22 protein-coding genes and 1 other RNA gene are annotated in these 24750 nt (G+C 61.9%); 4 read left to right on the top strand and 19 right to left on the bottom strand.

The genetic code is table 11. The features are described 5' to 3' along the window. Positions 1-58: 58 nt before the first annotated feature. From murB to ICI42_RS08590, 16 genes are all read right to left on the bottom strand, one after another. Entirely contained in the window at positions 59-1024 is a 966-nt protein-coding gene (gene murB / locus ICI42_RS08665) for a UDP-N-acetylmuramate dehydrogenase (protein ID WP_188164150.1), read from the bottom strand. Next, positions 1021-2427: a UDP-N-acetylmuramate--L-alanine ligase gene (gene murC / locus ICI42_RS08660; protein WP_188164149.1), complete on the bottom strand. Its 1407-nt coding sequence runs from the start codon at positions 2425-2427 to the stop codon at positions 1021-1023. Before murC ends, murB begins: the two co-directional genes overlap by 4 nt. Then, a complete protein-coding gene (murG, locus tag ICI42_RS08655; protein WP_188164148.1) occupies positions 2424-3548 on the bottom strand; it encodes an undecaprenyldiphospho-muramoylpentapeptide beta-N-acetylglucosaminyltransferase in 1125 nt (374 codons plus the stop codon). Before murG ends, murC begins: the two co-directional genes overlap by 4 nt. Position 3549: 1 nt before the next feature. Then, positions 3550-4713: a putative lipid II flippase FtsW gene (gene ftsW / locus ICI42_RS08650; protein ID WP_188164147.1), complete on the bottom strand. Its 1164-nt coding sequence runs from the start codon at positions 4711-4713 to the stop codon at positions 3550-3552. Beyond that, on the bottom strand, positions 4713-6113 hold the full coding sequence (gene murD, locus ICI42_RS08645) for a UDP-N-acetylmuramoyl-L-alanine--D-glutamate ligase (protein WP_188164146.1): 1401 nt from the start codon (positions 6111-6113) through the stop codon (positions 4713-4715). Before murD ends, ftsW begins: the two co-directional genes overlap by 1 nt. A 7-nt stretch (positions 6114-6120) precedes the next feature. Next, on the bottom strand, positions 6121-7203 hold the full coding sequence (mraY, locus tag ICI42_RS08640) for a phospho-N-acetylmuramoyl-pentapeptide-transferase (protein ID WP_188164145.1): 1083 nt from the start codon (positions 7201-7203) through the stop codon (positions 6121-6123). 22 nt (positions 7204-7225) lie between these two features. Beyond that, on the bottom strand, positions 7226-8659 hold the full coding sequence (locus tag ICI42_RS08635; RefSeq protein ID WP_188164144.1) for a UDP-N-acetylmuramoylalanyl-D-glutamyl-2,6-diaminopimelate--D-alanyl-D-alanine ligase: 1434 nt from the start codon (positions 8657-8659) through the stop codon (positions 7226-7228). Next, positions 8656-10110, bottom strand: coding sequence for a UDP-N-acetylmuramoyl-L-alanyl-D-glutamate--2,6-diaminopimelate ligase (locus tag ICI42_RS08630; RefSeq protein ID WP_188164143.1), 1455 nt, complete (start codon positions 10108-10110; stop codon positions 8656-8658). Before ICI42_RS08630 ends, ICI42_RS08635 begins: the two co-directional genes overlap by 4 nt. Positions 10111-10160: 50 nt before the next feature. Further along, entirely contained in the window at positions 10161-11876 is a 1716-nt protein-coding gene (locus ICI42_RS08625) for a peptidoglycan D,D-transpeptidase FtsI family protein (RefSeq protein WP_188164142.1), read from the bottom strand. After that, positions 11873-12247, bottom strand: a complete 375-nt coding sequence (gene ftsL, locus ICI42_RS08620; protein WP_188164141.1) for a cell division protein FtsL — start codon at positions 12245-12247, stop codon at positions 11873-11875. The genes ICI42_RS08625 and ftsL overlap by 4 nt, the downstream gene beginning before the upstream one ends. 3 nt (positions 12248-12250) lie before the next feature. Next, positions 12251-13267 (bottom strand): 16S rRNA (cytosine(1402)-N(4))-methyltransferase RsmH, encoded by a 1017-nt coding sequence (rsmH, locus tag ICI42_RS08615; RefSeq protein WP_188164140.1) that lies wholly within the window; start codon positions 13265-13267, stop codon positions 12251-12253. Continuing rightward, the gene (gene mraZ / locus ICI42_RS08610) at positions 13264-13722 is read right to left on the bottom strand and encodes a division/cell wall cluster transcriptional repressor MraZ (protein ID WP_188164139.1); all 459 of its coding nucleotides are present in this window, start codon (positions 13720-13722) and stop codon (positions 13264-13266) included. The genes rsmH and mraZ overlap by 4 nt, the downstream gene beginning before the upstream one ends. A gap of 430 nt (positions 13723-14152) precedes the next feature. Then, an RNA gene (gene rnpB, locus ICI42_RS08605) (RNase P RNA component class A) lies at positions 14153-14549 on the bottom strand. Positions 14550-14615: 66 nt separating this feature from the next. After that, positions 14616-15266, bottom strand: a complete 651-nt coding sequence (locus tag ICI42_RS08600; protein WP_188164138.1) for a lytic transglycosylase domain-containing protein — start codon at positions 15264-15266, stop codon at positions 14616-14618. A gap of 174 nt (positions 15267-15440) precedes the next feature. Then, positions 15441-16208 carry a peptidoglycan recognition protein family protein gene (locus tag ICI42_RS08595; RefSeq protein ID WP_188164137.1) on the bottom strand — a complete coding sequence of 256 codons (768 nt, stop codon included), beginning with the start codon at positions 16206-16208 and terminating at the stop codon, positions 15441-15443. Then, positions 16205-16924, bottom strand: a complete 720-nt coding sequence (locus ICI42_RS08590; RefSeq protein ID WP_188164136.1) for a J domain-containing protein — start codon at positions 16922-16924, stop codon at positions 16205-16207. Before ICI42_RS08590 ends, ICI42_RS08595 begins: the two co-directional genes overlap by 4 nt. A 108-nt stretch (positions 16925-17032) precedes the next feature. Here ICI42_RS08590 and ICI42_RS08585 point away from each other — a divergent pair, with 108 nt between their 5' ends. Beyond that, positions 17033-17977: a DMT family transporter gene (locus ICI42_RS08585; RefSeq protein WP_330999132.1), complete on the top strand. Its 945-nt coding sequence runs from the start codon at positions 17033-17035 to the stop codon at positions 17975-17977. 58 nt (positions 17978-18035) lie between these two features. Here ICI42_RS08585 and ICI42_RS08580 read toward each other — a convergent pair whose 3' ends face one another. Together ICI42_RS08580 and ICI42_RS08575 are read right to left on the bottom strand one after the other, a co-directional pair. Continuing rightward, positions 18036-18239 (bottom strand): hypothetical protein, encoded by a 204-nt coding sequence (locus ICI42_RS08580; protein WP_188164134.1) that lies wholly within the window; start codon positions 18237-18239, stop codon positions 18036-18038. A 130-nt stretch (positions 18240-18369) separates the two neighbouring features. Beyond that, the gene (locus ICI42_RS08575; RefSeq protein ID WP_230980226.1) at positions 18370-19749 is read right to left on the bottom strand and encodes a serine hydrolase domain-containing protein; all 1380 of its coding nucleotides are present in this window, start codon (positions 19747-19749) and stop codon (positions 18370-18372) included. A gap of 182 nt (positions 19750-19931) precedes the next feature. Between ICI42_RS08575 and ICI42_RS08570 the strand changes: the two genes are divergently transcribed. Then, positions 19932-20744, top strand: a complete 813-nt coding sequence (locus ICI42_RS08570) for a glycoside hydrolase family 25 protein (RefSeq protein WP_188164133.1) — start codon at positions 19932-19934, stop codon at positions 20742-20744. A gap of 99 nt (positions 20745-20843) precedes the next feature. Further along, a complete protein-coding gene (locus ICI42_RS08565; RefSeq protein WP_188164132.1) occupies positions 20844-22022 on the top strand; it encodes a lytic murein transglycosylase in 1179 nt (392 codons plus the stop codon). A 96-nt stretch (positions 22023-22118) separates the two neighbouring features. On the opposite strand, the gene ICI42_RS08560 is transcribed toward ICI42_RS08565, so the two are convergent. After that, complete coding sequence (locus ICI42_RS08560) at positions 22119-23339, bottom strand: alanine racemase (protein ID WP_188164131.1); 1221 nt, start codon at positions 23337-23339, stop codon at positions 22119-22121. 164 nt (positions 23340-23503) lie between these two features. Here ICI42_RS08560 and ICI42_RS08555 point away from each other — a divergent pair, with 164 nt between their 5' ends. Next, positions 23504-24421, top strand: coding sequence for a DMT family transporter (locus ICI42_RS08555; protein WP_230980225.1), 918 nt, complete (start codon positions 23504-23506; stop codon positions 24419-24421). Positions 24422-24750 lie beyond the last annotated feature (329 nt).

Genomic DNA, 24750 nt, shown 5'->3' with positions numbered 1-24750 from the left:
ACTTAGATGAGGAGGCCTTCGCGAAGCTTGCGCAAGGCCTTCAGGAAGCACTTTAGCCTCAGAGCAATTGCCCAAGGAATTCCTGCACTTCGCGTCCGGACTTGAATCGCCCTATTCGCTTGATTTCCCAATGCAGGCGAATTCCGGAAGCCTCAAGCACGCGAGCGCGCACCGTCTCTCCCAAAAATTCAAGGTCGAAGCCGGTGGCCGTTCCGGTGTTGATCATGAAGTTGCAGTGCATCGGTGACATCTGCGCGCCCCCGATCAGAAGCCCGCGACAGCCTGCTTTGTCGATTTCCTTCCAGGCGGACGTGCCTTCGGGGTTCTTGAAGGTCGAGCCGCCCGTCTTCTCGCGGATCGGTTGAACCGTCTCGCGGTGATGCTGGACGGCGACCATCGCCTCGCGGATTCGAGCCTTGTCTTCTGGGTATCCTTCAAAGACAGCCGAGGTGAAGATGAGATCGGCTGCGGCCGAGGAATGGCGGTAGGCGTAGCCCATCTCTTCATTCGACAGCACATGCAGGTTGCCCTGACGGTCGAGTGCGCGGACTTCGACCACCCGCTCGCGGGTTTCGACGCCGTTGGCGCCCGCATTCATGCGCAGGGCACCCCCGACGCCGCCCGGAATGCCATGATAGAAATGAAATCCGCCGATGCCGGCTTCGAGCGCGACGCCCGCCAAGCGTTTGTCGGGACAGGCAGCCCCCGCCCTGATCCGCGTTTCGGAAATCACCTCCGCCTCGCCGAAACCCTTCGCCGACAAGCGGACGACGAAGCCCGCAATGCCGCCTTCGCGCACCAGAAGGTTGGAACCGATGCCCACCACCACAACCGGCACATCCAGCGGCACAGCCTTCAGGAAAGCCGCGAGGTCATCCTCGTCGGCGGGCTGGTAGAGTACGTCGGCCAGACCGCCGGCTCTGAACCAGGTGATCTTCTCCATCTCGGCATTGGGCGTCATACGGCCGCGCAGACCCGAAAGCCTGTCGCCAAGCCTGGCGAGCAGCGCGTCGCCGGCTGTCATGATCCCGCTCCCGCGAGATCCTTCGGCAGGGCATAGGCCCATTGGGTTATGTTGCCGGCGCCGAGGAAGACGACAAAGTCGCCGGACTTGGCCAGCGAACGGACCAGCGGCGCAATCGCGTCCGGACCTTCGATATAGCGTGCATCGCGATGGCCGCCGGCGCGGATGCGCGAGGTCAAGGACTCCGACGTGATGCCCTCGATGGGATCTTCGCCCGCCGTGTAAACGGGCGCGAGGATCACCGTATCGGCATCGTTGAAGCAGGCCGAGAAATCGTCGAACAGGTCGCGCAGGCGGGTGAAGCGATGCGGCTGGGCAATGGCGATGACCCGACCCTTCGTAGCATCGCGGGCGGCGCGCAGCACCGCCTTGATCTCGACGGGGTGGTGGCCGTAGTCGTCGAACACCTCCACCCCATTCCAGGTTCCCGTATGGGTGAAGCGGCGCTTGACACCACCGAAGGACGACAAGCCGCGCTTGATCGCCTCCGGCGCGATGCCGAGCTCGAAGGCCACCGCGATAGCTGCCGTAGCGTTGGAGACGTTGTGTCGGCCTGGCATCGGCAGGCGCAGCTCGGAAATGACGGTCTCGCCTCCGGTCTTCCGGTTGCGGATGACCACGTCGAACAGCGAAGCGGCACCTTCCATGCGATGATTGGTGAAGCGAACATCGGCCTGCGCATTGTTGCCGTAGGTGATGACACGGCGGTCCTCGATACGGCTGACAAGAGCCTGTACTTCGGGATGGTCGGTGCACATCACGCCGAAGCCGTAGAAAGGCACGTTCTCGACGAATTGGCGGAACGCCTCGCGCACCCGGTCGAAATTGCCATAGTGGTCGAGATGCTCGGGATCGATATTGGTGACGACGGCAACGTCGGCCGGCAGCTTCAGGAAGGTGCCGTCGCTCTCGTCGGCCTCCACCACCATCCACTCGCCCTCGCCCATGCGGGCGTTGGTGCCATAGGCGTTGATGATGCCGCCATTGATGACGGTCGGGTCGAGAGCGCCGGCTTCGAGCAGGGTCGCGACCATCGAGGTCGTCGTGGTCTTGCCGTGCGTGCCCCCGATGGCGATGGCATTGCGGAAGCGCATCAGTTCCGCCAGCATCTCGGCGCGGCGAACGATGGGCAGCAGCTTCTCGCGCGCTGCCATGAGTTCAGGGTTCGACTTCTTGATCGCGGTGGAGACCACAACCACTTCGGCATCCCCGATGTTCTCGGCGCGATGGCCGACGAAACACTCGATGCCCTTGTCACGCAGGCGCTGAACATTGGCGCTCTCGGCCTGGTCCGATCCCTGGACCTTGTAGCCGAGATTGTGCAGCACTTCGGCAATGCCGCTCATGCCTATGCCGCCAATGCCGATGAAATGGACGAGACCGATGGTCTGCGGCATCTTCATGGGCGCATTCCTTCCTTGAATTCCGTTATCGTTTTGCCGGACGCAATAGCCTCGGTGAGGTCGGCGAGCAACTGTGTCGCGTTGGTTTGCGCGACGCCGCGTGCGGAGGCTGCCATCCTGGCAAGCCCATTAGGCTCGCCGATCAACGACATGATGTCGCCGGCCAAGCTGTCGGCATCAATGGTGGGTTGCCGCCTCAGCAACGCCGCGCCTGCATCGACCAGAAGCTGGGCGTTGTGACCCTGGTCGTCATCCAGGGCGTGCGGCAACGGCACGAGGATCGACGGGCGGCCTATGACGGAAAGTTCCAGCACCGTCGACGCCCCCGCCCGCGAGAGAACGAGATGGGCGTCGGCCATCTTGTTCGGCAGGTTGGAGAAGAAGGGCGCCACTTCGGCGGAAACACCTAGCTCGGTATAGCGCGCATTGACCCTCGTCTCGTCCTCAGCGCGCGCCTGCTGGGTGACGCGCAGACGTTTTTTCACAGCGTCGGGCAGCTTGGCGATTGCTTCGGGAACCATCTCCGAAAAGAAGCGCGCCCCCTGGCTGCCACCGAAAACGAGAAGCTTGATGGCGTCGTGCTCTTTAGGCGCTTCAAAAGCAGCGCCTTGCAGAGCCAGAACAGCCGGCCGGACCGGATTTCCGACCTGAACGATCTTGTCCGCATAGGTGCCGCTCGGCCTGAGAAACCCTCCCGCAATGGCCGAAACGCGCGCCGCAAGCGCCTTGTTGGCACGGCCCATCACGGCGTTCTGCTCGTGCACCATGGCGGGCACGCCGCGTCGCGTCGCGGCATAGAGCGGCGGCAGCGTCGGATAACCGCCGAATCCCACGACCACCACCGGCTTGATCCTGGCCAGCAAGGCGGTTGCCTGCCGCACGCCCTTCCAGATCGTCCAGAAGGATCGCATCAGCGCGATGGGATTCTTCGAGCCGAACGTCGCTGAAGCAATGGGATGGACGGCTTTTGCCGGGAAATGGCCGGCGAACCGGTTGGCGCGTGCGTCTGTAGCAAGATGCACCTCCCAGCCGCGAGCGGCCAGTTCATGGGCAAGTGCCTCGGCAGGAAAAAGATGGCCGCCGGTTCCTCCGGCGGACAGCAGAACGACCCCCTTGCTCATCTTATTCTGCCGGTACGCTGTGCGGAGGCACGCTGGCGCCGAGGCCCATCTGACGGCGCTTCTCCGGCTTTTTGCGGGTCAGCGACAACACCATGCCCATCGAGATGGCGATGGCGATGAGCGAGGAGCCGCCATAGGAGATGAAGGGCAGCGTCATGCCCTTGGCAGGCATCAGCTGAAGGTTCACACACATGTTGATGACCGACTGAAGGCCAAAGACCACGACCAGTCCGCCCACCGCATAGCGGGTGAAATCGTCATGCTCCTTCAGCGCGATGCTCAGGCCGCGCAGCACGATGAAGGCGAACAGAACCATGATGACGAAGCAGAGGAACAGCCCGAATTCCTCGCCCGCAACCGCGAAGACAAAGTCGGCATGGCTATCGGGAATGACGCGCTTGACCGTGCCCTCGCCCGGACCGACGCCGAACCAGCCGCCATTGATCAGCGCATCGCGACCCATGTCGACCTGAAACGTATCGCCCTCGCCCGTCAGGAAGCGGTCGATGCGGCCGCGGACGTGGTCGAACATCTCATAGGCGACGAAGCCGCCGCCGACGCCAAGGCCGCCCAACAGCGCAATCCAGAACCATGGCAATCCGGCCATGAAGAACATGATGCCCCAGGTGCCGAGAACCAGAATCGTCTGGCCCATGTCGGGCTGTGCGACCAGCAGCGTCACCACGACGATCAGCAGGCCGACGGCAAAGAAGTTGCCGGGAATATCCGGCTGACGCTTATGCTCAGCAAACAGCCATGCGCACATGACGACGAAGGCCGGTTTGAGAAATTCCGAGGGCTGGATCGACACGCCGGCGAAAGACAGCCAGCGTCGCGCGCCCTTGACCTCGACGCCCAGAAACAGCACGGCGACCATGCAAATCAGCATCGCGATCAGCATGAACAGCGCCAGACGGCGAATCTGGCGCGGCTTCAGGAACGACACCAAAAGCATCACGCCAAGTGCGGGAAGCGTGAAGATGATCTGACGGGTGGCGAAATGGAAGCTGTCGAGGCCGATGCGCTCGGCCACCGCCGGACTGGCGGCGAAGGACAGCACGATGCCGAGCCCCATCAGCGACAGGAATGCCGCGAGGAACCAACGGTCGACAGTCCGCCACCAGACGGCGACTGGACTGGTATCGAGACGGCTTGTCGCGGCCATTATCGTGTCCCTCCGATGGATTTCACCCCATCAATAGCAGCCACAGCTTGCCTGAAGGCTTCGCCGCGGATTTCGAAGTTCTTGAACTGGTCGAAACTGGCGCAGGCGGGTGACAGCAGAACCACCGCCTCGCCGGCTGGATCGGCAGCCGAATCGCGAGCCGCATGTTCGACAGCCGCAGCCAGCGTTCCGGAAATCTCGTAAGGTGCTGCCTCGCCCAGCGTTGCCGAAAAGGCGGGTGCCGCCTCACCGATCAGATAGGCACGGGCGATGCGCGGGAAGAAACCGCGCAGAGATTCGATGCCGCCTTCCTTTGGCAGGCCACCGGCGATCCAGTAGATTCGCGGGAAACTCGACAATGCCGGCGCAGCCGCATCCGCATTGGTGGCCTTGGAATCGTTGACGAAGAGCACGTGATCCTTGCGCCCGACCTGCTCCATGCGGTGGGCAAGGCCCGGGAAGCTTTCAAGCCCGGCGCGGATTTCGGGCAGCCGCAGTCCGGCCTTCAGGCAGGCGACGATGGCCGCGAGTGCGTTCTGCGCATTGTGCTGGCCGCGCAGGGAGCCGATGCCTTCGAGCGACGCGACTTCGGTATACCGGCCAGCCGACGCCTTCATCAGCCGGGTGCCATCCGCGAAATAACCATCGGTCAGCGGCAGGCGCTTGGAAATGCGCACGACATCTCGGCCCGCCCGCTCCAGACGGTCGGCAATCTGCGCGCAATAGGCATCGTCCACGCCGATGATCGCCGTATCGCTGCCGGCGACCAGACGCTCCTTGACGGCGGCGTAGTGCTGCATCGTGCCGTGGCGGTCGAGATGGTCCGGCGTCAGGTTGAGCAGGATGCCGGCTGTCGGATTGATCGAAGGCGCGAGGTCGATCTGGTAGGATGAGCATTCGACCACGTAATGCCGCTTCGAGGTCGGCGAATCCAGCGTCATCACCGCCCGGCCGATATTGCCGCCCATCTGGGTGTCGCGGCCCGCTGTCTTGAGGATGTGGGCGATCAGGGCCGTCGTCGTCGACTTGCCGTTGGTGCCGGTGATGGCAATGAAGGGTGAACCCGGCGCATGCGCGATCCGTTCGCGTGCGAACAGCTCGACATCGCCGATGATCTCGACGCCCGCGCCCCGCGCGAGTTCCACCGTCCAATGCGGCTTGGGGTGGGTCAGCGGCACGCCCGGCGACAGCACGAAAGAGGAAATGCCTGCCCAATCCGCGCTGCGCAGATCGCCGGTCATAATACCCTGCGCCTCGGCCTTGGCAACGCTTTCGGGATTGTCGTCCCACGCGATGACCGCAGCGCCACCCTGCAGCAGCGAAAGTGCTGTCGCAATGCCCGATCCGCCGAGGCCGAAAAGGGCGACCTTCTTGCCGGAGAATGTGGTGGCTGGGATCATCGTAGCCTCAGCGCAGCTTGAGGCTGGAAAGGCCGACGAGAGCCAGGATGACGGCGACGATCCAGAACCGGATCACCACCTGGCTTTCGGTCCAGCCGAGCTTTTCGAAATGGTGATGGATCGGCGCCATCAGGAACACGCGCTTGCCGGTCATTTTGAAGTAGCCGACCTGGATGATGACCGAGAGCGCCTCCATGACGAACAGGCCGCCGACGATTGCCAGCACGATCTCATGCTTGGTAGCCACCGCCACAGTGCCGATCAGGCCGCCCAGCGCCAGCGAGCCCGTGTCGCCCATGAAGATCGCGGCCGGCGGTGCGTTGAACCAGAGGAACCCGAGGCCGGCGCCGATGACCGCACCGAGCACCACGGCCAGTTCGCCGGTGCCGGGCACGAAATGGATCTGCAGATACTCGGCGAACACCGCGTTGCCCGAGAGATAGGCGATCATGCCGAAGGTGGCGGCCGCGATCATGATCGGAACGATGGCGAGCCCGTCGAGCCCGTCCGTCAGGTTCACCGCATTGCCGGCGCCAACGATGACGACACAGGCGAAGGGAATGAAGAACCAGCCGAGATTGATCACCAGATCCTTGATGAAGGGGAAGGTCAGCGAAGACGAGAAGTTGGTCTGGCCGGCCTGCATGATGAAGATAGCGGCAATACCGGCGATCAGGAACTCGATCCCCAGGCGCGCCTTGCCCGAAAAGCCCATATGCGACTGCTTGGTGACCTTGAGATAATCGTCATAAAAACCGATCGCGCCGAAGCCAACCGTGACGAGAAGCACGACCCAGACATAAATGCTGGTGATGTTCGCCCAGAGCAGCGAGGAACCGATGATGCCGCACAGGATCATCAGGCCGCCCATTGTCGGCGTACCGGCCTTCTTGAAGTGGGTCTGCGGTCCGTCGGCGCGGATCGGCTGGCCCTTGCCCTGTCTCACGCGAAGCGAGTTGATGATCGCCGGTCCGAAAATGAAGACGATCAGCGCTGAGGTGATCAGCGCGCCACCGGTACGGAAGGTGATGTAGCGGAAGACATTCAGTGCGGCGAACTGATCCGCGAACGCAACGAGAAAGGTTAGCATGCGATCGGTGTCCCCAGACTGTTCATGTACGGTCGGCCGCCCTGGAGCGCACCGGATATGATGTAACGAGCGTGTCGACCAATCGGGAGAACCCGATGCCGTTCGACGATTTGATCATGATGACGTCGCCCGGACGGACGGTTTCGAGCAGCACCGGCTGCAACTCGTCTACCGTCGGGCGATAGATCGAGAAAATCTTGTCCGGCAGGTTTTCGGACATGACCTTGATTTCAGGTCCCGCCATCATGACCATGTCGGTATTGGTCGAGCCGACATAGTCGCCGAGTGCGGAATGCAGCCGGCCGGAATGCTCGCCGAGTTCCAGCATGTCGCCAAGAACGGCGATGCGTCGGCCCTCGCCTGACACTGGCGTGGCGTCAAGCAGGTCGATGGCGGCTTTCATCGAAGCGGGGTTGGCGTTGTAGCTTTCGTCGATGACGGTGAACGGACCATCGGGATGATAGAGGATGTGACGCTGGCCGCGGCCGCGTTCGGCCGTCAGCCCCGACAAAGCAACCGCGACGGTGGGCACGTCCGCGCCCACGAGATGGGCGGCGCCGAGCACGGCAAGCGCGTTCTGTACGATGTGGCGCCCGGGTGCACCGATGCGGGCGGCGATTTCGCGACCGCCGATGCGGGCGACGATCATCGAATGATCGGCATACAGCTCTGCCTTCATCAGACGGAAGGTCGAGCGCGCGTTTTCGCCGAAGGTCGGCGCATTCTCCACGCCGGCATCCTTGGCCATGCGGTCGAGCAACTTCCAGCGCGTATCGTCGCGGTTCAGCAGCGCCGCGCCGCCTTTTTCGATACCTTCGAAAATCTCGGCCTTCGCCTTGGCGATCTCGTCGAGATTGTGGAAATGACCGAGATGGGCGGCGGCTATCAACGTGATGATCGCGACATGCGGCCGGACCATCTTCACCAGCGGCTGGATTTCGCCGGGATGGTTCATGCCGATCTCGAAGATTGCGTAGTCGCAATCTTGCGGCATGCGCGCCAGCGTCAGCGGCACGCCCCAATGGTTGTTAAACGACTTGTCCGACGCATGCACCTTGCCGACAGAGGACAGGGCAAACCGCAGCGCTTCCTTGGTGCTCGTCTTGCCGGCCGAGCCGGTGACGGCAATGATGCGCGCATCGGTGCGCGCACGCGCTGCGTTGCCCGTCTTCTCCAGCGCCGTCAGCACATCCTGCACCACGATCATCGGCGTGGTCAGACGCCCCATGGCCGGCAGCTTGCCTTCGGACACGACAAGCAGCGCGGCCCCCGCCTTGATGGCAGCCGTCGCATAGTCGTGCCCGTCCATCTTGTCGCCCTTGATGGCGAAAAAGGCCTCGCCCGGCTTGAGCGAGCGGCTGTCGATGGAAATGCCTGTGATGCCGTCCGGCATCTGTCCGAAGGGTCTGCCGCCGGTGGCTGCCACCAGGGCGTCGGAGGTCCACAAAAAGCTCATGCGCTCAACTCCTGCAGAGCGCGGCGCACCTCGGCATGATCCGAGAAGGGAAGCGTCTGGTCGCCGATGGTCTGGCCTTCCTCGTGGCCTTTGCCGGCAATGATCAAGGTATCGCCGCCCTGGAGCATCTTTACGGCTTCGGCGATTGCCTCGTGCCGGTCGCCGATCTCGGTCGCGCCGGGCGCAGCCGCAAGGATCGCCGAACGGATGGACTCCGGCACTTCCGAGCGAGGATTGTCGTCTGTCACCACAACCACATCGGCCAGCCGTGTTGCGATTTCGCCCATGATCGGTCGCTTGCCGCGGTCACGGTCGCCGCCGCAGCCGAAGACGACGATGACGCGTCCGGTGGTGAACGGCCGGACGGAAGTCAGTACGTTCTCCAGCGCATCGGGCTTGTGGGCATAGTCGACATAGACTGGCGCGCCCGCGGGCGTTGTACCGACCAGATCGAGCCGACCGGGAGCCCCCTTGAGTTTTTCGAGCGCGGTCAGTGCCTTTGCCGCCGGCGTACCTGTCGAAATCGCCAGGCCAGCGGCGACCAGTGCGTTGTAAATCTGGAAATCGCCGGCCAGCGGCAGGTCGATCTCGTGAATGATACCTTCGAACTCGATTTCCGCCCGCTGCCGGTGCCGCTCATGCTCGACGCGCTTGAGCCTGAGATAATCGCCGTGTCGTCCAACCGTCAGCACGTCGAGCCCAGCCGCCCTTGCGGCCTTTATCGTCGGCTCGGACCATGGATCGTCGGCGAAGACCACAGCGGGCGCGCCCTTTGGCAACAGCTCGCCGAACAGCCGCAGCTTGGCGCGATGATAGTCCTCGACCGTGGGATGGTAATCCATATGATCGCGACCGAGATTGGTGAAGCCGCCCGCAGCCAGGCGCACGCCGTCGAGGCGATGCTGGTCGAGGCCGTGGCTGGAGGCCTCCATCGAAGCGTGGGTAACGCCGGCATCGGCGAGTTCGGCCAGAAGCTGGTGCAGCGCGACGGGATCGGGCGTGGTCAGCGAGCCATAATCGTTGCGGCCCGGGGCGACGACGCCAGTGGTGCCGATGCTGGCGGCTGCGAAACCGGCTTGTTCCCATATCTGGCGCGTGAAAGCTGCGACTGAGGTCTTGCCGCTGGTGCCTGTCACCGCGACCATCGTTTCAGGCTGGCGGGCATAGAACCTGGCGGCGAGACGCGACAGCGCCTGACGCGGTTCGTCGACGGTAAAGACGGGGACTGCACCGGCAGAGATTTTCGCGTTGCGGTCGGCCACCACGGCGACAGCCCCGCGCGCAACCGCGTCGGCCACGTAAGCGGCCCCGTCGGCTTTGGTGCCGGGAATGGCGACAAAGACGAAACCGGGCGCGGCCTGCCTCGAATCCGAGGTGACCCCGCTCACCGCCTCGTTGTCGAGGGACGATCCCTCCATAGGCAGAATTCCGGCTAAATCTCTGAACTTCATGGATGTCCGTTCGTCGAGGGTTGGCGCGCCATCCCCGGCGCGCCTGAGAATCATTGATAGGATGCGAGCTTTGCTTCGGTTTCTTGGCTGAAATCAGGCTGCACGCCAAGCATGGGCGCTGCCCTGCGGATTATGTTGGACACGATCGGCGCCGCATTCATGCCGGCCGTCGCGGGAAGTCCAGGCTTCTCCGGCTTCGGTTCGTCGATGATGCTCAGCACGACATATTGAGGATCGTCCATCGGGAACGCCGCCAGGAAAGCGTTGAAGCGAACGTCGCTGGCGTAGCGGCCGTTGACAACCTTTTCCGCGGTTCCGGTCTTGCCGCCGACGCGGTAGCCCGGCACGGTAGCGCGCTTTCCGGAGCCGCCTGGCGCGGTGGCGTTCAGATTGTAGAGATAGCGCATGTCCATGCTGGTTTGCGGATTCAAGATCTGGCTGGAATGCGCGTCCGCATCGGCCTGGCTGCGCGGAAGGAAGGTCGGCTCGAACAGCTTGCCGCCATTCATCAGCGCCGCCGCACCCACTGCCGTCTGCAGCGGCGTGGTCGACATGCCGTGACCGAAGGCGATGGTGATCGAATGCACCTTCTTCCAGACGCGTGGCTCAGTCGGGCGTGCCACCTCGGGCAGCTCGGTCTTCATCCTGTCGAGCAGGCCGATGCGCTTGAGGAACTCGCGGTGGCCGTCGATGCCGACGACGTCGGCCTCGCGGGCGGAACCGATGTTCGACGAGTAGATGAACACCTCCGGCAGGGTCAGCACCCGGCCCTTGCCATGGAAGTCGCGGATCGTCTGGCGGCCGATGGTGATCGGCCGGCGGGCGTCGAAGGTGCTGTTCATGTTCACCTTGCCCGAATCGAGCGCCATCGCGGTGGTGAAGCTCTTGATCGTCGAACCCATTTCGTAGACGCCGGCGGACATCCGGTTCAGCCGATCCTTGTCCTGTGCATTGTAGGGGTTGTTCGGATCGAAGTCGGGCACCGACGCCATGGCAACGACCTCCCCGGTCTTGGCGTTGAGCACGACGGCGCCCGCGGCAATCGCATGGTATTTCTGCATCGCGTTGACGATTTCGTCGCGCACGATGTGTTGCACGCGCAGATCGACCGACAGCCGGACAGGCTGGAGGTCGGACGCAATGGCCAATCCCGAGGCCTGGAGATCGGCAAGGCCCTGATCGTCGATATATTTCTCGAGGCCGGAAATACCCTTGTTGTCGATATTGGTCAGGCCGACGATGTGCGACGTCGTCTCTCCAGCTGGATAGAAGCGCCGCTTTTCGGTGCGGAAGCCGATGCCAGGCAGGCCGAGCTGCATGATGTCGGCTTGCTGCCTTGGCGTCAGCTGGCGCTTGAGCCAGACGAAACCGGTGCCGCTCTTCAGCTTGTGATAGGTCTGCTCGACATCGAGATCGGTGAGCACAGTCGACAGCTTTTCAACCGCCTCGTCGGCATCGACGATGCGGCGCGGCTCGGCAAACAACGAAAAGGTCTTGATGTCGGTGGCCAGCACCTCGCCGTTGCGATCCACGATATCCGGACGCGAGGCGGTAACGCGCGATGCGGGTCCGCGTGATTCATCGGGGTTCTGCAATCCGTAGAAAACGAGGCGGCCGGCGATGGTGGCGTAAATGCCGAAGAACACCGCCATGGTCATCACCACGCGGGTCTTGGTCCGTCCTCCTGTCGACTTGCGTGCGCCGTTGATGACGATCGCCTCAGCGTCGTCGGACTTTGCCTTCTTCCACCGCTTCAAGCCGATCATCGTGCAATGCTCCCGGTGACGACCTTGTCCTTGGTCTGGCGACCGTTGCTGACCACCTTCTCGTCGCTGACTTCCGGCAGTTCGACGGGCTTTTCGGGTATGTCGCCGAAGCCGACGATCTGCTGCGGCTGTGTCACCTGCAGCTTGAGGTCTTCCTGAAAGGTTTCGGTCAGCTTTTGCAGGCGGGCCGGCTGTGTAAGCAGGCTCCAGTCCGCGTTGAGAAGGTCGATCGTGTCCTCCTCATAGCGAATTTGCGCCTGGATTTTACGGATGGTGTCGAGACGGTTTTCCGCCTCGTGCTTGGTCTTGTAGGTAAAGGCTGCCGCCGAGACCATAACCGCAATCAATACTATGTCGGTCGTGCGAAACACGTCTCACCTCTCTCCCGCTGAAAGGATCTCGGGAAGCCTTGGAAATCCGAACAAGGAAAAATCCGCCGCCCGTGCCGGAGCATCGGTGCGGACCGCCGCGCGCAGCTTGGCCGAGCGGGCGCGTGGGTTGATAGCCGTTTCCGCTTCGCTCGGCTCGACCGCACCGCCATCCCTATCGAAGGTAATGTCCTTCGAGCGAACCTGCGGAAGATGGCGGGAGCCCGCCGGATTGGTCGAACGGTCGGCGATGAAGCGCTTGACGATGCGATCCTCGAGCGAATGGAACGTGACCACCACCAGCCTGCCGCCGGGCTTCAAGACCTGCTCCGCCGCAAACAGCGCGTGCGCGAGCTGGCCGAGTTCGTCGTTGACGAAGATGCGCAGCGCCTGAAACACACGCGTCGCCGGATGGATGCGGTCCTTGGGGTTGCGGCCGACATGCGTTTCGATGGCGTCGGCAAGCTCCAGCGTGCGCTCGAACGGACGCTTCTCGCGCCGCTTCTCGATCATGCGAGCGATGCGGCCGGCATGGCGTTCCTCGCCCAGAAGGCCGAAGATGCGTGTCAGATCGGTGGATTTGAACGTGTTGACGACATCGGCGGCGCTCGGCCCGGTCTGCGCCATGCGCATGTCGAGCGGACCGTCGAAACGAAAGGAAAAACCGCGCTCCGCCTGGTCGATCTGCATGGACGAGACGCCGATGTCGAGCACGACGCCGTCGACCTCCGAGACATGGCTTGCCAGGTCGGAAAAGGCTGCATGAACCAGCTTGAGGCGCCCGTTCGACGCAGCTTCCATATCCCGGCCCGCGGCAATCGCATCGGGGTCGCGGTCGAAACCGACCACCGATGCGCCGGCTGCCAAAATGGACCTGGTATAGCCGCCTGCGCCGAAGGTGCCGTCGACGATGGTCTCGCCCTCGGAAGGCCGCAGCGCTTCAAGAACTTCGCCAAGGAGAACCGGAATGTGGCGGGTTTCGTCGCCAACGACGACTGGTCGGTCGCTGTCGCCAGCCATCATTCCGGTACCTCCCCAGGCTTCGTCCCCTGCCGAAGCTTCAACAGCCGCGCGCGCACCGCAGCGCCATGGGCGCGCAGACGTTCCGGCTCCCACATCTGAAAGAAATGCCCACGGCCCACGAACGCCACTTCCGTCGTGATGCCGGTGTGCTCCCGCAAAAAATCGGTCATGGTGATTCGGCCATCCTGATCGACTTTCAGGAAGCTGCCGTCGCCATGGCAAAAGAAGGAGATTTCGTCCGCAAGCCCCAGAAGCGGATCCTCCTGCGCGATGCGCTGCTCGTAGCGGTCGAGAAGATCCGGTCCGCCGACATCCAGCGCCGGCACTTCCAGCGCCCGCAGCGCGTACAGTTCCGAATAGCCGCGCTTCTGAACCACCGTCCTGAAATGCGCAGGCACGGAAACGCGCCCCTTGGCGTCGATCCTGTTGACTGCGTTTGACAGAAACCGGTCCATCGATCCTTTCGGTTGCCCCCGCACCCCGGAATTCGTTCAAGGCCATGCCCTCGGAGCACGGCCCAATCGCTGGCCCACGCGCTTCGCCAAGTGCGCGAACGGCCCGCGCCACAGTCGAAACGACTGCGGGTTTGGCGAACGCTTCACCCTGTACTGGAACGAAGTGCTGATGGTCCGAATGGGATATCATGGGCCAATATGGGCGTCAACGGGAACGGGGTGGATCGGACGACACCATCCGGGCCAGTCGGCCTTTTCACGGCATCCCGGTTTTTATCCTCCATTAAGGTTTACGAACGGTTAGCGACAACGGTCGAATACCGATCGGGCTTAACGTTGGTGAAGCGGCGCACGAGGTTGATTCATCGCCTGAAGCGCTTGAATCAAAAAACCCGCATAAAATCTTAAGTCCTTGGCTGAAAAGGAGAAAATTGCCAGCCGGCCTATAAGCCGGGTTCTGTATGGCCTCGCCGCCTTGCAGCGGCGAAACGTGGCGACCATTCATCTTGGACGCATGTTGCCATACGCCTCGTGCAACCTACCCGGGCGACAGGCTGGAAACAGCCCTGAGAGTTTCCCCTCGCGTCGCCCCTATTCGGTTTTGCTCCCGGTGGGGTTTACCGTGCCGCTCCTGTTGCCAGTCGCGCGGTGGGCTCTTACCCCACCCTTTCACCCTTGCCCCGGCATGCCGAGGCGGTTTGCTTTCTGTGGCACTTTCCCTGGGGTCGCCCCCGCCGGCCATTAACCGGCACCGTATTTCCATGGAGCCCGGACTTTCCTCATCCGCAGCCTTTCGACTTTGCGGATGCGGCCGCCCGGCCGGCTGGCATCGCGTATAAAGGGTGTCGCGTCGCAAAACGCAAACGAAAACACTTGCCGTAAGACGTTTTCGCTCAGGCCCCGGCCAGTTGCACCTTTACCTTGCCGCAATAGGAAGACGACACCGGGTTCATCCGCTTGGCGGCATGGCCGGCATTGTATTTGAGGATGGTGCCACAGGTCTCTCCACCGCTCAGCCTATGCGCTTCGGCGAGGTACTTCATGCCGAACTTGATGTTGGTCTCGGGATCGTAGAGCCCCTTCGTAGAACCGCTGTAGCCCATCATGCGGGCAGTCGCCGGCTTGATCTGCATCAGCCCGACCTCGCCGGCGCTGCCGCGCGCGTTGGGACGGTAGTTGCTTTCGATCTTGACCACCGCATGCGCCAGGGAAAGCGGAACGCCGTAGCTGGACGCATAGCGCTCGATGATCACGGCGTAAGGCACCTTGGAGGCTTTGCCCACGCTCTTGGCGGCACCCGACGCATCGGCTCCCGTCTTGCTTCCGATGGAGCCCGTCTTGGTGATATCGAGAACCTTCTTCTCACGGCTTCCGCAGCCGAAAAGATAGGGACAGTCAGCATCTTCCTCGACTTTCGCTGTCGTGCTGACGCGCTCGATTTGTGCTGTGGTCTTGGAAGCTGCCGGCTTGGCGGAGTCGGCATAGGCAGCAGAAGAAAAGGCGGCAGCAACAAACGCCACCGGCAAAACAAAAAGATTTTTCATATTGTCCTTGTTGTCCTAAGCGTTGCCTGAAAGACAAGAACAACGCCTTGTGATTATCGACAGGACAACTCCCACCAGATTGTCCAGCACTTGCGGGATAAGGCTTTTAAGATTGATTGAGCGCCAAAGATGACCTTGCCAATCACTTTCCATTTCATTTTGTAATCTTATTGGCTACAGAATTCGACTGAAAGGCACCCGATTGAGAAGACGACGCAAGGTCATCAAAGTCGATCTATCGGCGACGCCGTCGATGAGACGCGGCCTAAAGTGGCGCTGAAAAGCCTGCACGACGATGCCGGTCCGTTCATCGAAAACGCCCGTGATTTCAAGTCCATATCCATAGAGCGCGAGCATCGACTGCAACTCCTCGACCGCGGCTCCCTCGTCGCCCTCGCGCAGCACGGTTCCCTTGCCGCGTGGCGACGGCCGCAGCCAAACCCCAAGGCCTTGATCCGCTAGAATCCGCCACGGAAATTTTTCGCCGGGATCGACTTTTCGGCCCGGGGCGATATCCGAATGCGCCAAAATGCGCTCCTCCCCGATGGCATGCCGCGCCACAATTCCTTTGCACAGGGCAATGACGGCCTCGATCTGACGCTTCGGGAATGCCGGATAGCCGAAGGCATGGCCGGGATTGACGATCTCGATGCCGACCGAACTGGAATTGATGTCCGTATGGCCGCGCCAGGAACTCTTGCCGGCGTGCCAGGCGCGGTCGCTCTCGCGCACCATCTGGACGATGCGGCCGTCCTCATGGACGATATAATGGCTGGAAACTTCACTGGCCGGATTGCACAGCCACGCTTCCGCGCCATCTCCGCTTTCCATGCCGGTATAGTGCAGCACGATCATATCCGGACGGAAAGGCCCCCTGCGCGGTCCGAAATTGGGCGATACCCTCACCTCGGCTCCCACATGATCGGGCACAAAGCCGGTCATGCAGGCTTGAGCCCGCGCTCGATCATCTCATAGGCGGCGTTGATCGCGGCAATGCGGGTCGTCGCGATGCGGATGAATTCTTCCGGAAGACCGCGCGCGATGAGTTTGTCGGGGTGGTTGTTGGCCACCAGCTTTCGATACTGCTTCTTCACATCCGCGAAGGGCTGTCCGCGTTCGATACCCAGCACGCGCCATGGGTCGGCCTGCCCCAGGTCGATATGCCGTGCGAGGATGGTTTCGTAATGCGCCTCGCTGATCTTGAACACGGTTGCGACCTCGCGAAGGAAGGTGCCTTCCAACTCGTGCATCGCGCCGTCAGCTTTTGCGATATGGAACAGCCCGTCGAGGATATCCTCAAGCACCGGGCAATTTTCCTTGCCCGAGCCGCACAATCTGGCCATGCGCGCGGCGTAAATCTCAAAGCCGGCGACATCCTGCTTGGCGATATCGTAAAGCCGCGCGACATTGCGCTGTTCCCGCGCCGGAACCTCGAAGATTTCATGGAAAGCGCGGATCTCGTCCTGGGTGACGACGCCGTCCGCCTTCGCCATCTTTGCCGACAGCGCGATCATCGCCACCGAAAAAGCCACGCGCCTGCGAAGATCGGCATTAGCGGCAAATCGCGAACGCACGGCGTCCACCACGTCCGCCATACCGGCGGAAGCGGCATTGGAAATGTAGGCGATGAACTCGCTGATACTGTTCCAGATCGACATTTCGGTTTCTTAGTGCCTGACGAAGAAGGAGAAAACCCGGATGAACAAATAAATACCATCGCCAGCTTTCCGCGACCGAGGCGGCTGGTCCAAGCGATTCATCAATACATGCTGGACGCGACAAGATACGGCTCGAAAATGGAGCAGAAATTCGGCGGCAAGCCCCTCTCGACATCGCGCCAGAGCGTTGGAATGGCGCTGGGACTGCTCGGCGTCACCATTTTCGGCGGAACATTGCCGGCGACGCGCGTGGCACTCGGAGCGTTCAGCCCCTGGTTCATCGTCTTCGGCCGGGCCGCGATGGCCAGCATCGCAGCAGGTTTGCTTCTCGCGCTTTTGCGGAAATCGTTTCCGCGCGCGCATCTCGGCAATCTTCTCCTCGCCGGAGCCTTGCTGGTCTTCGGCTTCCCGATCTTCTCCACCATTGCGCTTCAGACCGTCCCGGCGTCGCATGGCGGCGTGGTTCTTGCGATCCTCCCGCTTCTGACCAGTATTTTCGCCACGCTTATCGCGGGCGAGAGGCCCTCACCGCTGTTCTGGGTGTGCGGCGTGGTTGGAGCCGCGCTGGTTATCGGCTTCGCGCTCAATGAAAATGGAATGCATCTGACCGGCGGAGATGTCTGGTTGTTTGGCGCCGCGGTTTCCGCAAGCCTCGGCTACGTCATTTCCGGCAAGGTGTCGCGGCATATGTCGGGTTGGGAAGTGATCTGCTGGTGCCTCGTTTTAACCGCACCGATCTCGCTACCCGCCGCGTACCTGAGCTGGCATCCCGCATTCCTGCAAGCGAGCGCCGTTCAGGCGAGCGCTTTTCTCTATTTGTCTTTCGGGTCGATGTTCCTGGGCTTTTTCGCATGGAATGTCGGGCTTGCGATGGGCGGCATGGCGCGGGTCAGCCAGGTGCAATTGATTCAGGCCTTTGTGACGATCGGCTTAGCGGCCCTTTTTCTCGGTGAGCCGATCACTCCGGCGACCGTCATCTTTGCCATCGCCGTCGTAGGTGTTGTTATGTTGGGTCGACGCACCCGAGTGACGGTACGGACCTCGCATTCATAGTTCAAACGCAAAGAAACCCGGCTGGTAGGCCGGGCTTCTTATCTCACCGCTGACGCGATTACTGTGCGGGAGCCGCCGGAGGCGTTGCAGGTGCCGGGGCGGGATCGGCGGGCGGCGCTGCATCAGTTGCAGGCGGCGTTGCCGGTGTCTCGGTCGCGGGCGGGTTCACGCTCTGCGTCGTGGTGTTGTCGGTGCTGTCGCTGCAAGCGGCAATACCAAACAAAGCGACGGCCGAAACGGAAGCAAGAATAAGTTTCCTCATCACATCTCTCCTTCTACAAAATCCACTAAGCCACCTCGTAAGGCGGTCGGAGAGTAAATGCCCTGATGGAAAATATGTTTCGTCACATAGGCTATACCTGCGTAACATTTCGTCATCGGGGAGCGAGGAATTATTTCATCGCTTTTGCCAGAGCTCCAAATAAAGCTTGTGGCTTGTAACCAAGTCTTGAGGGTGTAAGGCCCAGGCGAACCACAACGAGACGCGCGGACGGCGCTATCGCAATCGACTGCCCGTCATGCCCAAGCAGCCAGTAGGTATCCGTCGGCAAATCGAAACCGTTGTCGCTGGTATTGCCTCGCCGGGTCGCCTCGCCCGGCCCCGAAAGACTGAGTTGGCCGTAGCCATATGTGCCTTGCGACGCGGGCGCTGGCTGCCGCATCCATTCGACGAAACCGGGCGGCAGGATCTGCTGGCCGCTCCAGGATCCGTCCTGCAGGAGAAGCTGGCCGAACCGTGCCCAGTCTCGCGCGGTCGCATAGAGATAGGACGAACCGACATAGGTTCCGGAAGCGTCCGGCTCCATCACCGCGCTTGCCATGCCGATCGGATCGAACAGGGTCTTGCGCGGCCAGTCGACTGCCGCCTGCCGCTCGCCAACCGCCTCTTGCCAGAGCCGCGACAGGAGGAGTGTCGTGCCGCTGGAATAGGAAAACACCTCTCCAACCCCGCCCGCGAGCGGTTTGGATGCGGCAAAACCTGCCATATCAGGTTCGAGATAGAGCATGCGGGTCACGTCGGTGACGTCGCCATAGTCCTCGTTGAATTCGAGCCCGCTCGACATTCCCATCAGATCGGAGACTTTGATCGTGCTTCTGGCGTCGCCTTGCCATTCCTGAAAAAGCCCACTGCGGCTTACATTCATGCGGCCTGCATCAACGAGCGTGCCGATGATGGCGGCGGTGACGGTCTTGGTCATCGACCAGCCCAGCAGCGGCGTGTCGACGCCGAACCCTTCGGCATAGCGCTCGCCGACGATCCGGCCGTCATGGACCACGACGATGGCCCGCATCCCCGGTCCCGCCATCGCCTCGTCGTCCAGCAGTGCGCGGACGGCGGGATCGTTGGCAGTGTCGACGCGGCTGCCCTGCGGCCACGTCGCATCGGAAACCGCCGGAGGTTTTGCCGGACCCGGCTGAGCTGCAGCAAGCCTGTCCATGTTGCCTTCCGGAACGGTCGTACACCCCAGGCCCTCGCGGTAAACGGCCACGCCCTTGCCGAACAGACCAAGCAGCGCCGCCGTCACGATCCTTGCGTCGTGGTCGACCTGGACGGACATCAGCCGCAGGACCGGGTGCCCCGGCGCCTGCACGTCGACGCGCAACACCTCTTCCGCATCGCGGCCGGCAAGAAACACGTTGGAGCAGACGATCTTTGCCGAATAGCCCGCTGCGATTTTGATGGTCGCCGGCGGCGCCATAGCCAGCCATATCCCCGCAGCCACGATGAGCAGCAGGACGGACAGCAGCAAAGCCTTGAGGAATTTTCGCAATTTACGCCCTCGCTCACGCAAAGTTTATACTGTGTCGCGTGCGATCAACCGAAAATCAACCATGTTGGACGATCAGTGAACCAGGCAATGGATATGTCACGCGGAAGTCGCGGACCGCCGATGCCTGGAAATTTCTACGGCCTTTCCGAACATACGGGATAGGCGCGGGGTGGGGGAAGAAGATGCGTCGCCTATTGGCTGTTTTGTTGCTGACCGCCTTGAGCGCATGCACGACTGTGGACGATATGGGCCTTGCGCCTGGCGGCACCTCCGCCGGCAGCGGCACGGCCGCAAAGGTCATGGTCCGCAAGCCGCGCTTCAGCGACAGCGACCCGCATACATGGGATAGCGGCGCGCCCTGGCACTATGACGTGCACGGCACCGATGTGTCCAAATACCAGCGGTCCGTCGATTGGGAAAAAGCCCGCGACAGCGGCATTTCGTTTGCCTTCATCAAGGCCACCGAAGGCGGCGACCGCGTGGACGACTATTTCGCTGAACACTGGCGCGCGTCGAAGGCAGCCGGCGTGCCACGCAGCGCCTATCATTTCTATTATTTCTGCCGCACGGCGGAAGATCAGGCGCGCTGGTTCATCAAGAACGTTCCCAACGAACCGTCTGCCCTTCCGCCTGTGCTCGACATGGAGTGGAACCCGCAATCGCCGACCTGCAAGCTGCGGCCCTCCGCGGCGACGGTTCAAAGCGAAATGAAGAAGTTCCTCGACATCGTCGAGCGTCACTATGGCAAGAAACCGATCATCTACACCTCGATCGACTTCTTTGACGACAACAAGCTGAGCACTTTCCACGGCTACCACTACTGGCTCCGTTCCGTGGCGGGCCACCCGACCTCGCGCTACGGCGACCACCCGTTCCATTTCTGGCAGTACACCGGCACCGGCATCGTCCCGGGCATAACCGGGAACGCCGACATCAACGTCTTCAACGGCACTGAAGCCCAATGGCGAAAGTGGCTGAAAGCCAACACCCGCTGATATTCTGCAAACGGATAGATTGACAGCGCCCCCGGCGCCTGCTTTTCGCCATGGTGCACCCGCACATGCCCCGGATCGACAAGCGGCCAGGAGATTGCCATGACATCGCGCGTAGGAATTCTGGCGACCGTCCTCATGATAGCGGTTGCCTCGCCTGCCGTAGCGCAGGAATGCGGTGGCGATTTCCAGGCTTGGAAAAAGACAATGGGCGACGAAGCCCGCGCAGCCGGCGTGAGCGAACGCGGGCTGGAGGCGCTTGCAGCCGTCGAGATCGATCCCAAGGTTCTGCAGCGCGACCGCGCACAAGGTGTTTTCTCGCAGACCTTCGCCCAATTTTCCGACCGCATGATCAGCGCCTACCGGCTCAAGAACGGCGCGGCCAATCTCCAGAAGTATTCGGATGTCTTCGCCCGAGCCGACAAGGAGTTCGGCGTCCAGGGACCCGTCATCGCAGCCTTCTGGGCGCTGGAGACGGATTTCGGCGCCGTGCAGGGCGATTTCCATACGCTGAGCGCGCTGGTCACGCTCGCGCATGACTGCCGCCGCCCCGACCTGTTCCGCAAGCACATCGTGCCGCTTCTGACGCTGATCGACCGTGGCGTGCTGCCCGCCGACGTGACCGGCGCATGGGCCGGCGAGATCGGCCAGACGCAGATTCTGCCGCTCGACTACCTCAACCGCGGCGTCGATGGCGATGGCGACGGCATTGTCGACCTGCGCAATAGCGCACCCGACGTCATCATGACCACGGCCAACAAAATTCTGTCGCGCGGCTGGAAACGCGATCAACCCTGGATTCAGGAGGTCCGCGCACCCGAGCAACTGCCCTGGGAGGAAACCGGCCGACAGAACAAGCTGCCGATTGCGCAATGGAGCCAGTGGGGCGTCACCAACCGCGATGGCAGCCCGCTGCAGGACAACGGCCTGAAGGCCGGTCTCGTCCTTCCCATGGGGCACAAGGGCCCGGCCTTTCTGACCTATGATAATTACGACGTCTATCTCGAATGGAACCAGTCGGCGACCTATACGCTGACCGCGGCCCACCTCGCCTCGCGCCTTGCCGGCGATCCGCATTTCGAACTGCGCAACCCAGAGCCCGGCCTGGTCGGCGATGCCATGAAGGCGCTGCAACAGAAGCTGCAGGACAAGGGCTACGATGTCGGCGGCATTGACGGCATTCTGGGCAACAACACCCGCGAGGCGATCCGCCAGGAGCAGATGAAGCTCGGTCTGCCCGTCGATGGCTGGCCGACGGAAGAACTGATGGCGAGGTTGTGAGAGTAGCGAGTAGCGAGTAGCGAGTAGCGAGTTTTTTCTCAATCTCCGGCTACCGCAAGCAAAAAACCTATTCGCTATTGGCTACTCGCTATTCACTCAATCCGCCATCGTCTCCAAACTCGCAAACCCCTCCGGCGCCTCGCCCTCGTCGAAGGGTGTCGTCACCTCCACGAAGGTGTCCGGATAGAAGCCGTTGAAGCGCGTCCGCAACGACAGCGAATAGGCGCCGATATGGCCGATCTCGATCCAGTCGCCGGTGTCGATGGTTTCGGGAAGCCAGAACGGCCGCGACAGGATGTCGACGGAATCGCAGGTCGCGCCGCACACCTTGAAGGGAACGATGGTCTTGTCGTTGCCGTTGCGCGTACGGATCGCCGGATCGGGGATGAAGCGTGCCGGCAGCGTGATCTTGCCCGTCCATGAATCCGACAGCGACGCCCAGATGCCGTCATTGATGTAGAGCCGTCTGCCCTTGCGCAGAAGCACGCGCACGATCAGCGAAAATGCCTTGGCGACGATCACCCGGCCCGGCTCTGCCACCAGGGGCATCGTATCGAACTGGTACTCCTCGATGTCGGATCGCAGCCGCGACATGATCTGGCCAATGGACGGCATCTGCGGCTTCTTGCTGTTGGGGTCGTGGCCATATTCCGCCGGAAAGCCGCCGCCGACATCCAGCCCGGCAATCTCGAAACCGACGCGGTTGCGGATCCAGTCGGCGGAAGCCAGCGCGCGTTCATAGGTGTCGGGATCTTCAATCTGGCTGCCGACATGAAAGCACAGGCCCACCTTGTAGCCGTGGCGGTTCAGCCGCTGGGCAAGCTCCACCGCATAGGCCGGGCCTGCTCCAAATTTCTTGGACAACTCGTAGGCAGCATGGCCCTTGGTCTGAATGCGCACGAAAACGGTGAGGCCACCGGGATCGATGTCGAGCGCGCGCACCACCCGCATCAGCTTGGTGATCTCGTCCTCGTGGTCCACCGCGATGACCCGAATGCCGTATTTTTCCAGCGCGAGCCGGATATCCGACTGCGCCTTGACCGGATGCATGTAGATCATCTCGGCATCCGCCGAGACAGCGCGCACCGCCGCGAATTCTCCGGGAGATGCCACATCGAACATGTCGACCCCCGCTTCGGCAAGCGTCTTCAGCACCAACTCCTCGCCATTGGTCTTGACGGCATAGGCCGTACGGCCCGGAAACATTGCCATGAAACTGCGGGCATCGGCTTTCAGCACTTCCGGACGAAAGCAGTAGACCGGCTCGTCGGGGCGAAGGGCCAGGGCCGCCTCGCGGGCATTTTCGAATCGCTGCATGCGCACTCCTTCTACTGGAACGGAACTTAGGCGAAGCTGGCCGAAGGTCAAAGTTTACGCTGGTTTGGGCCAGTTCAGCGCAGCAGATGCGGCAGCGGCGCGATTCGGGTGGCCGCTCGACCGCATCGGCGCTACCGCTGATAGACGCAAGAGAAGGCTGCTCCATGACAACCACGCCCGTCATATCCCAGAAAGGCAGCATGAATGCCGCCGACTGGACGAAACTTCTGATTCTCGGCGCTATCTGGGGCGGATCGTTCTTCTTCGCCCGTATTGCGGTAGCGGAAATTCCGCCGCTCAACCTCGTCCTGTTCCGGGTCGCCATCGCAGCGCTGGCGCTGCATGTCTATCTCCTGGCCTTCGGTCCATCGTTCCGGCTGGCCTTCCCCTATACCGGCCTGTTCTTTCTGCTCGCCGCTTTGAACAACGTCCTCCCGTTCTCGCTGATCTTCGCCGGTCAGACGGAGCTCGGCGCGGGCCTCGCCTCCGTGCTCAACGCGACGACGCCGTTCTGGACAATACTCGTTGCCAACACGCTGACCAGCGATGAAAAGCTGAGCTGGAACAAGCTCGCGGGTGTCGGACTGGGCATAGCGGGAACCGCCCTGATGATCGGCCCGGGCCTTGTCAGCAGCCTCGGCGGCCCTGTCTGGGCCAAATTCGCGCTGATTGGCGCGTCGATCTCCTACGCCTTCGCCCTCATCGTCGCGCGCAAGTTCAAGGGCGTGCCATCCGAAGTCATCGCGACCGGTCAGCTCACCTGCTCGACCGTCATTATGATCCCGATCGTGCTTCTGACCAATGGACCGGCTGGGCTCTTCTCGGCCACCGGGCCTGTCTGGCTCGCCGTCCTGGCGCTGGCGCTGTTATCCACCGCTTTCGCCTACATCCTCTATTTCAGCATCGTCGCGTCCGCGGGCGCCACCAATGCATCGCTTGTCACCCTCATCGTCCCGGTCAGCGCCATGCTTTTGGGAACCTTGTTTCTGCAGGAAAGGCTTGAGGCGTTCGAACTCGCCGGCATGGCTTTCATCGGAATTGGCCTGCTCGTCATCGACGGCAGACTTTTCCGACGGCGATAACAAATTTTTCATACATGTCACGAAACGACATTTTAGCGAGATAAATCGGCACCTTGCCGCCCTCGCCTACTCAGAACCTGCGGCTTCCGACTGCGCTGCAGCATAGATTTCGCTTGCCGCCGAAGCGATTGCTCCTAGACTCCACGTCATAGCTTGCAACAGGGAGGCTGTGCATGGGACTGACAAGGCCGCTCAATGCATTGATGATCTGCGCTGCATTTGCGGTAATTGCAGCAGTGGTCATGGGCGTTATGCCGTAACCGGGAGTTACGGAAAAAGCAAAATACCTTCCGAGAGAAAAGCTGCGAAAGGCCGGGAAACCGGCCTTT

This window comes from Oryzicola mucosus (assembly GCF_014534685.1).
Taxonomy (GTDB): Bacteria; Pseudomonadota; Alphaproteobacteria; order Rhizobiales; family Rhizobiaceae; genus Oryzicola; species Oryzicola mucosus.
This window is presented reverse-complemented; position numbering and strand designations above follow the sequence as displayed.

Excerpts from the sequence above, each read along its gene's own strand:
- murB (WP_188164150.1), bottom strand. The coding sequence starts at position 1,024 with ATGACAGCCGGCGACGCGCTGCTCGCCAGGCTTGGCGACAGGCTTTCG.
- murC (WP_188164149.1), bottom strand. The coding sequence starts at position 2,427 with ATGAAGATGCCGCAGACCATCGGTCTCGTCCATTTCATCGGCATTGGC.
- murG (WP_188164148.1), bottom strand. The coding sequence starts at position 3,548 with ATGAGCAAGGGGGTCGTTCTGCTGTCCGCCGGAGGAACCGGCGGCCAT.
- ftsW (WP_188164147.1), bottom strand. The coding sequence starts at position 4,713 with ATGGCCGCGACAAGCCGTCTCGATACCAGTCCAGTCGCCGTCTGGTGG.
- murD (WP_188164146.1), bottom strand. The coding sequence starts at position 6,113 with ATGATCCCAGCCACCACATTCTCCGGCAAGAAGGTCGCCCTTTTCGGC.
- mraY (WP_188164145.1), bottom strand. The coding sequence starts at position 7,203 with ATGCTAACCTTTCTCGTTGCGTTCGCGGATCAGTTCGCCGCACTGAAT.
- ICI42_RS08635 (WP_188164144.1), bottom strand. The coding sequence starts at position 8,659 with ATGAGCTTTTTGTGGACCTCCGACGCCCTGGTGGCAGCCACCGGCGGC.
- ICI42_RS08630 (WP_188164143.1), bottom strand. The coding sequence starts at position 10,110 with ATGAAGTTCAGAGATTTAGCCGGAATTCTGCCTATGGAGGGATCGTCC.
- ICI42_RS08625 (WP_188164142.1), bottom strand. The coding sequence starts at position 11,876 with ATGATCGGCTTGAAGCGGTGGAAGAAGGCAAAGTCCGACGACGCTGAG.
- rsmH (WP_188164140.1), bottom strand. The coding sequence starts at position 13,267 with ATGATGGCTGGCGACAGCGACCGACCAGTCGTCGTTGGCGACGAAACC.
- mraZ (WP_188164139.1), bottom strand. The coding sequence starts at position 13,722 with ATGGACCGGTTTCTGTCAAACGCAGTCAACAGGATCGACGCCAAGGGG.
- ICI42_RS08600 (WP_188164138.1), bottom strand. The coding sequence starts at position 15,266 with ATGAAAAATCTTTTTGTTTTGCCGGTGGCGTTTGTTGCTGCCGCCTTT.
- ICI42_RS08595 (WP_188164137.1), bottom strand. The coding sequence starts at position 16,208 with ATGACCGGCTTTGTGCCCGATCATGTGGGAGCCGAGGTGAGGGTATCG.
- ICI42_RS08590 (WP_188164136.1), bottom strand. The coding sequence starts at position 16,924 with ATGTCGATCTGGAACAGTATCAGCGAGTTCATCGCCTACATTTCCAAT.
- ICI42_RS08585 (WP_330999132.1), top strand. The coding sequence starts at position 17,033 with ATGCTGGACGCGACAAGATACGGCTCGAAAATGGAGCAGAAATTCGGC.
- ICI42_RS08580 (WP_188164134.1), bottom strand. The coding sequence starts at position 18,239 with ATGAGGAAACTTATTCTTGCTTCCGTTTCGGCCGTCGCTTTGTTTGGT.
- ICI42_RS08570 (WP_188164133.1), top strand. The coding sequence starts at position 19,932 with ATGCGTCGCCTATTGGCTGTTTTGTTGCTGACCGCCTTGAGCGCATGC.
- ICI42_RS08565 (WP_188164132.1), top strand. The coding sequence starts at position 20,844 with ATGACATCGCGCGTAGGAATTCTGGCGACCGTCCTCATGATAGCGGTT.
- ICI42_RS08560 (WP_188164131.1), bottom strand. The coding sequence starts at position 23,339 with ATGCAGCGATTCGAAAATGCCCGCGAGGCGGCCCTGGCCCTTCGCCCC.
- ICI42_RS08555 (WP_230980225.1), top strand. The coding sequence starts at position 23,504 with ATGACAACCACGCCCGTCATATCCCAGAAAGGCAGCATGAATGCCGCC.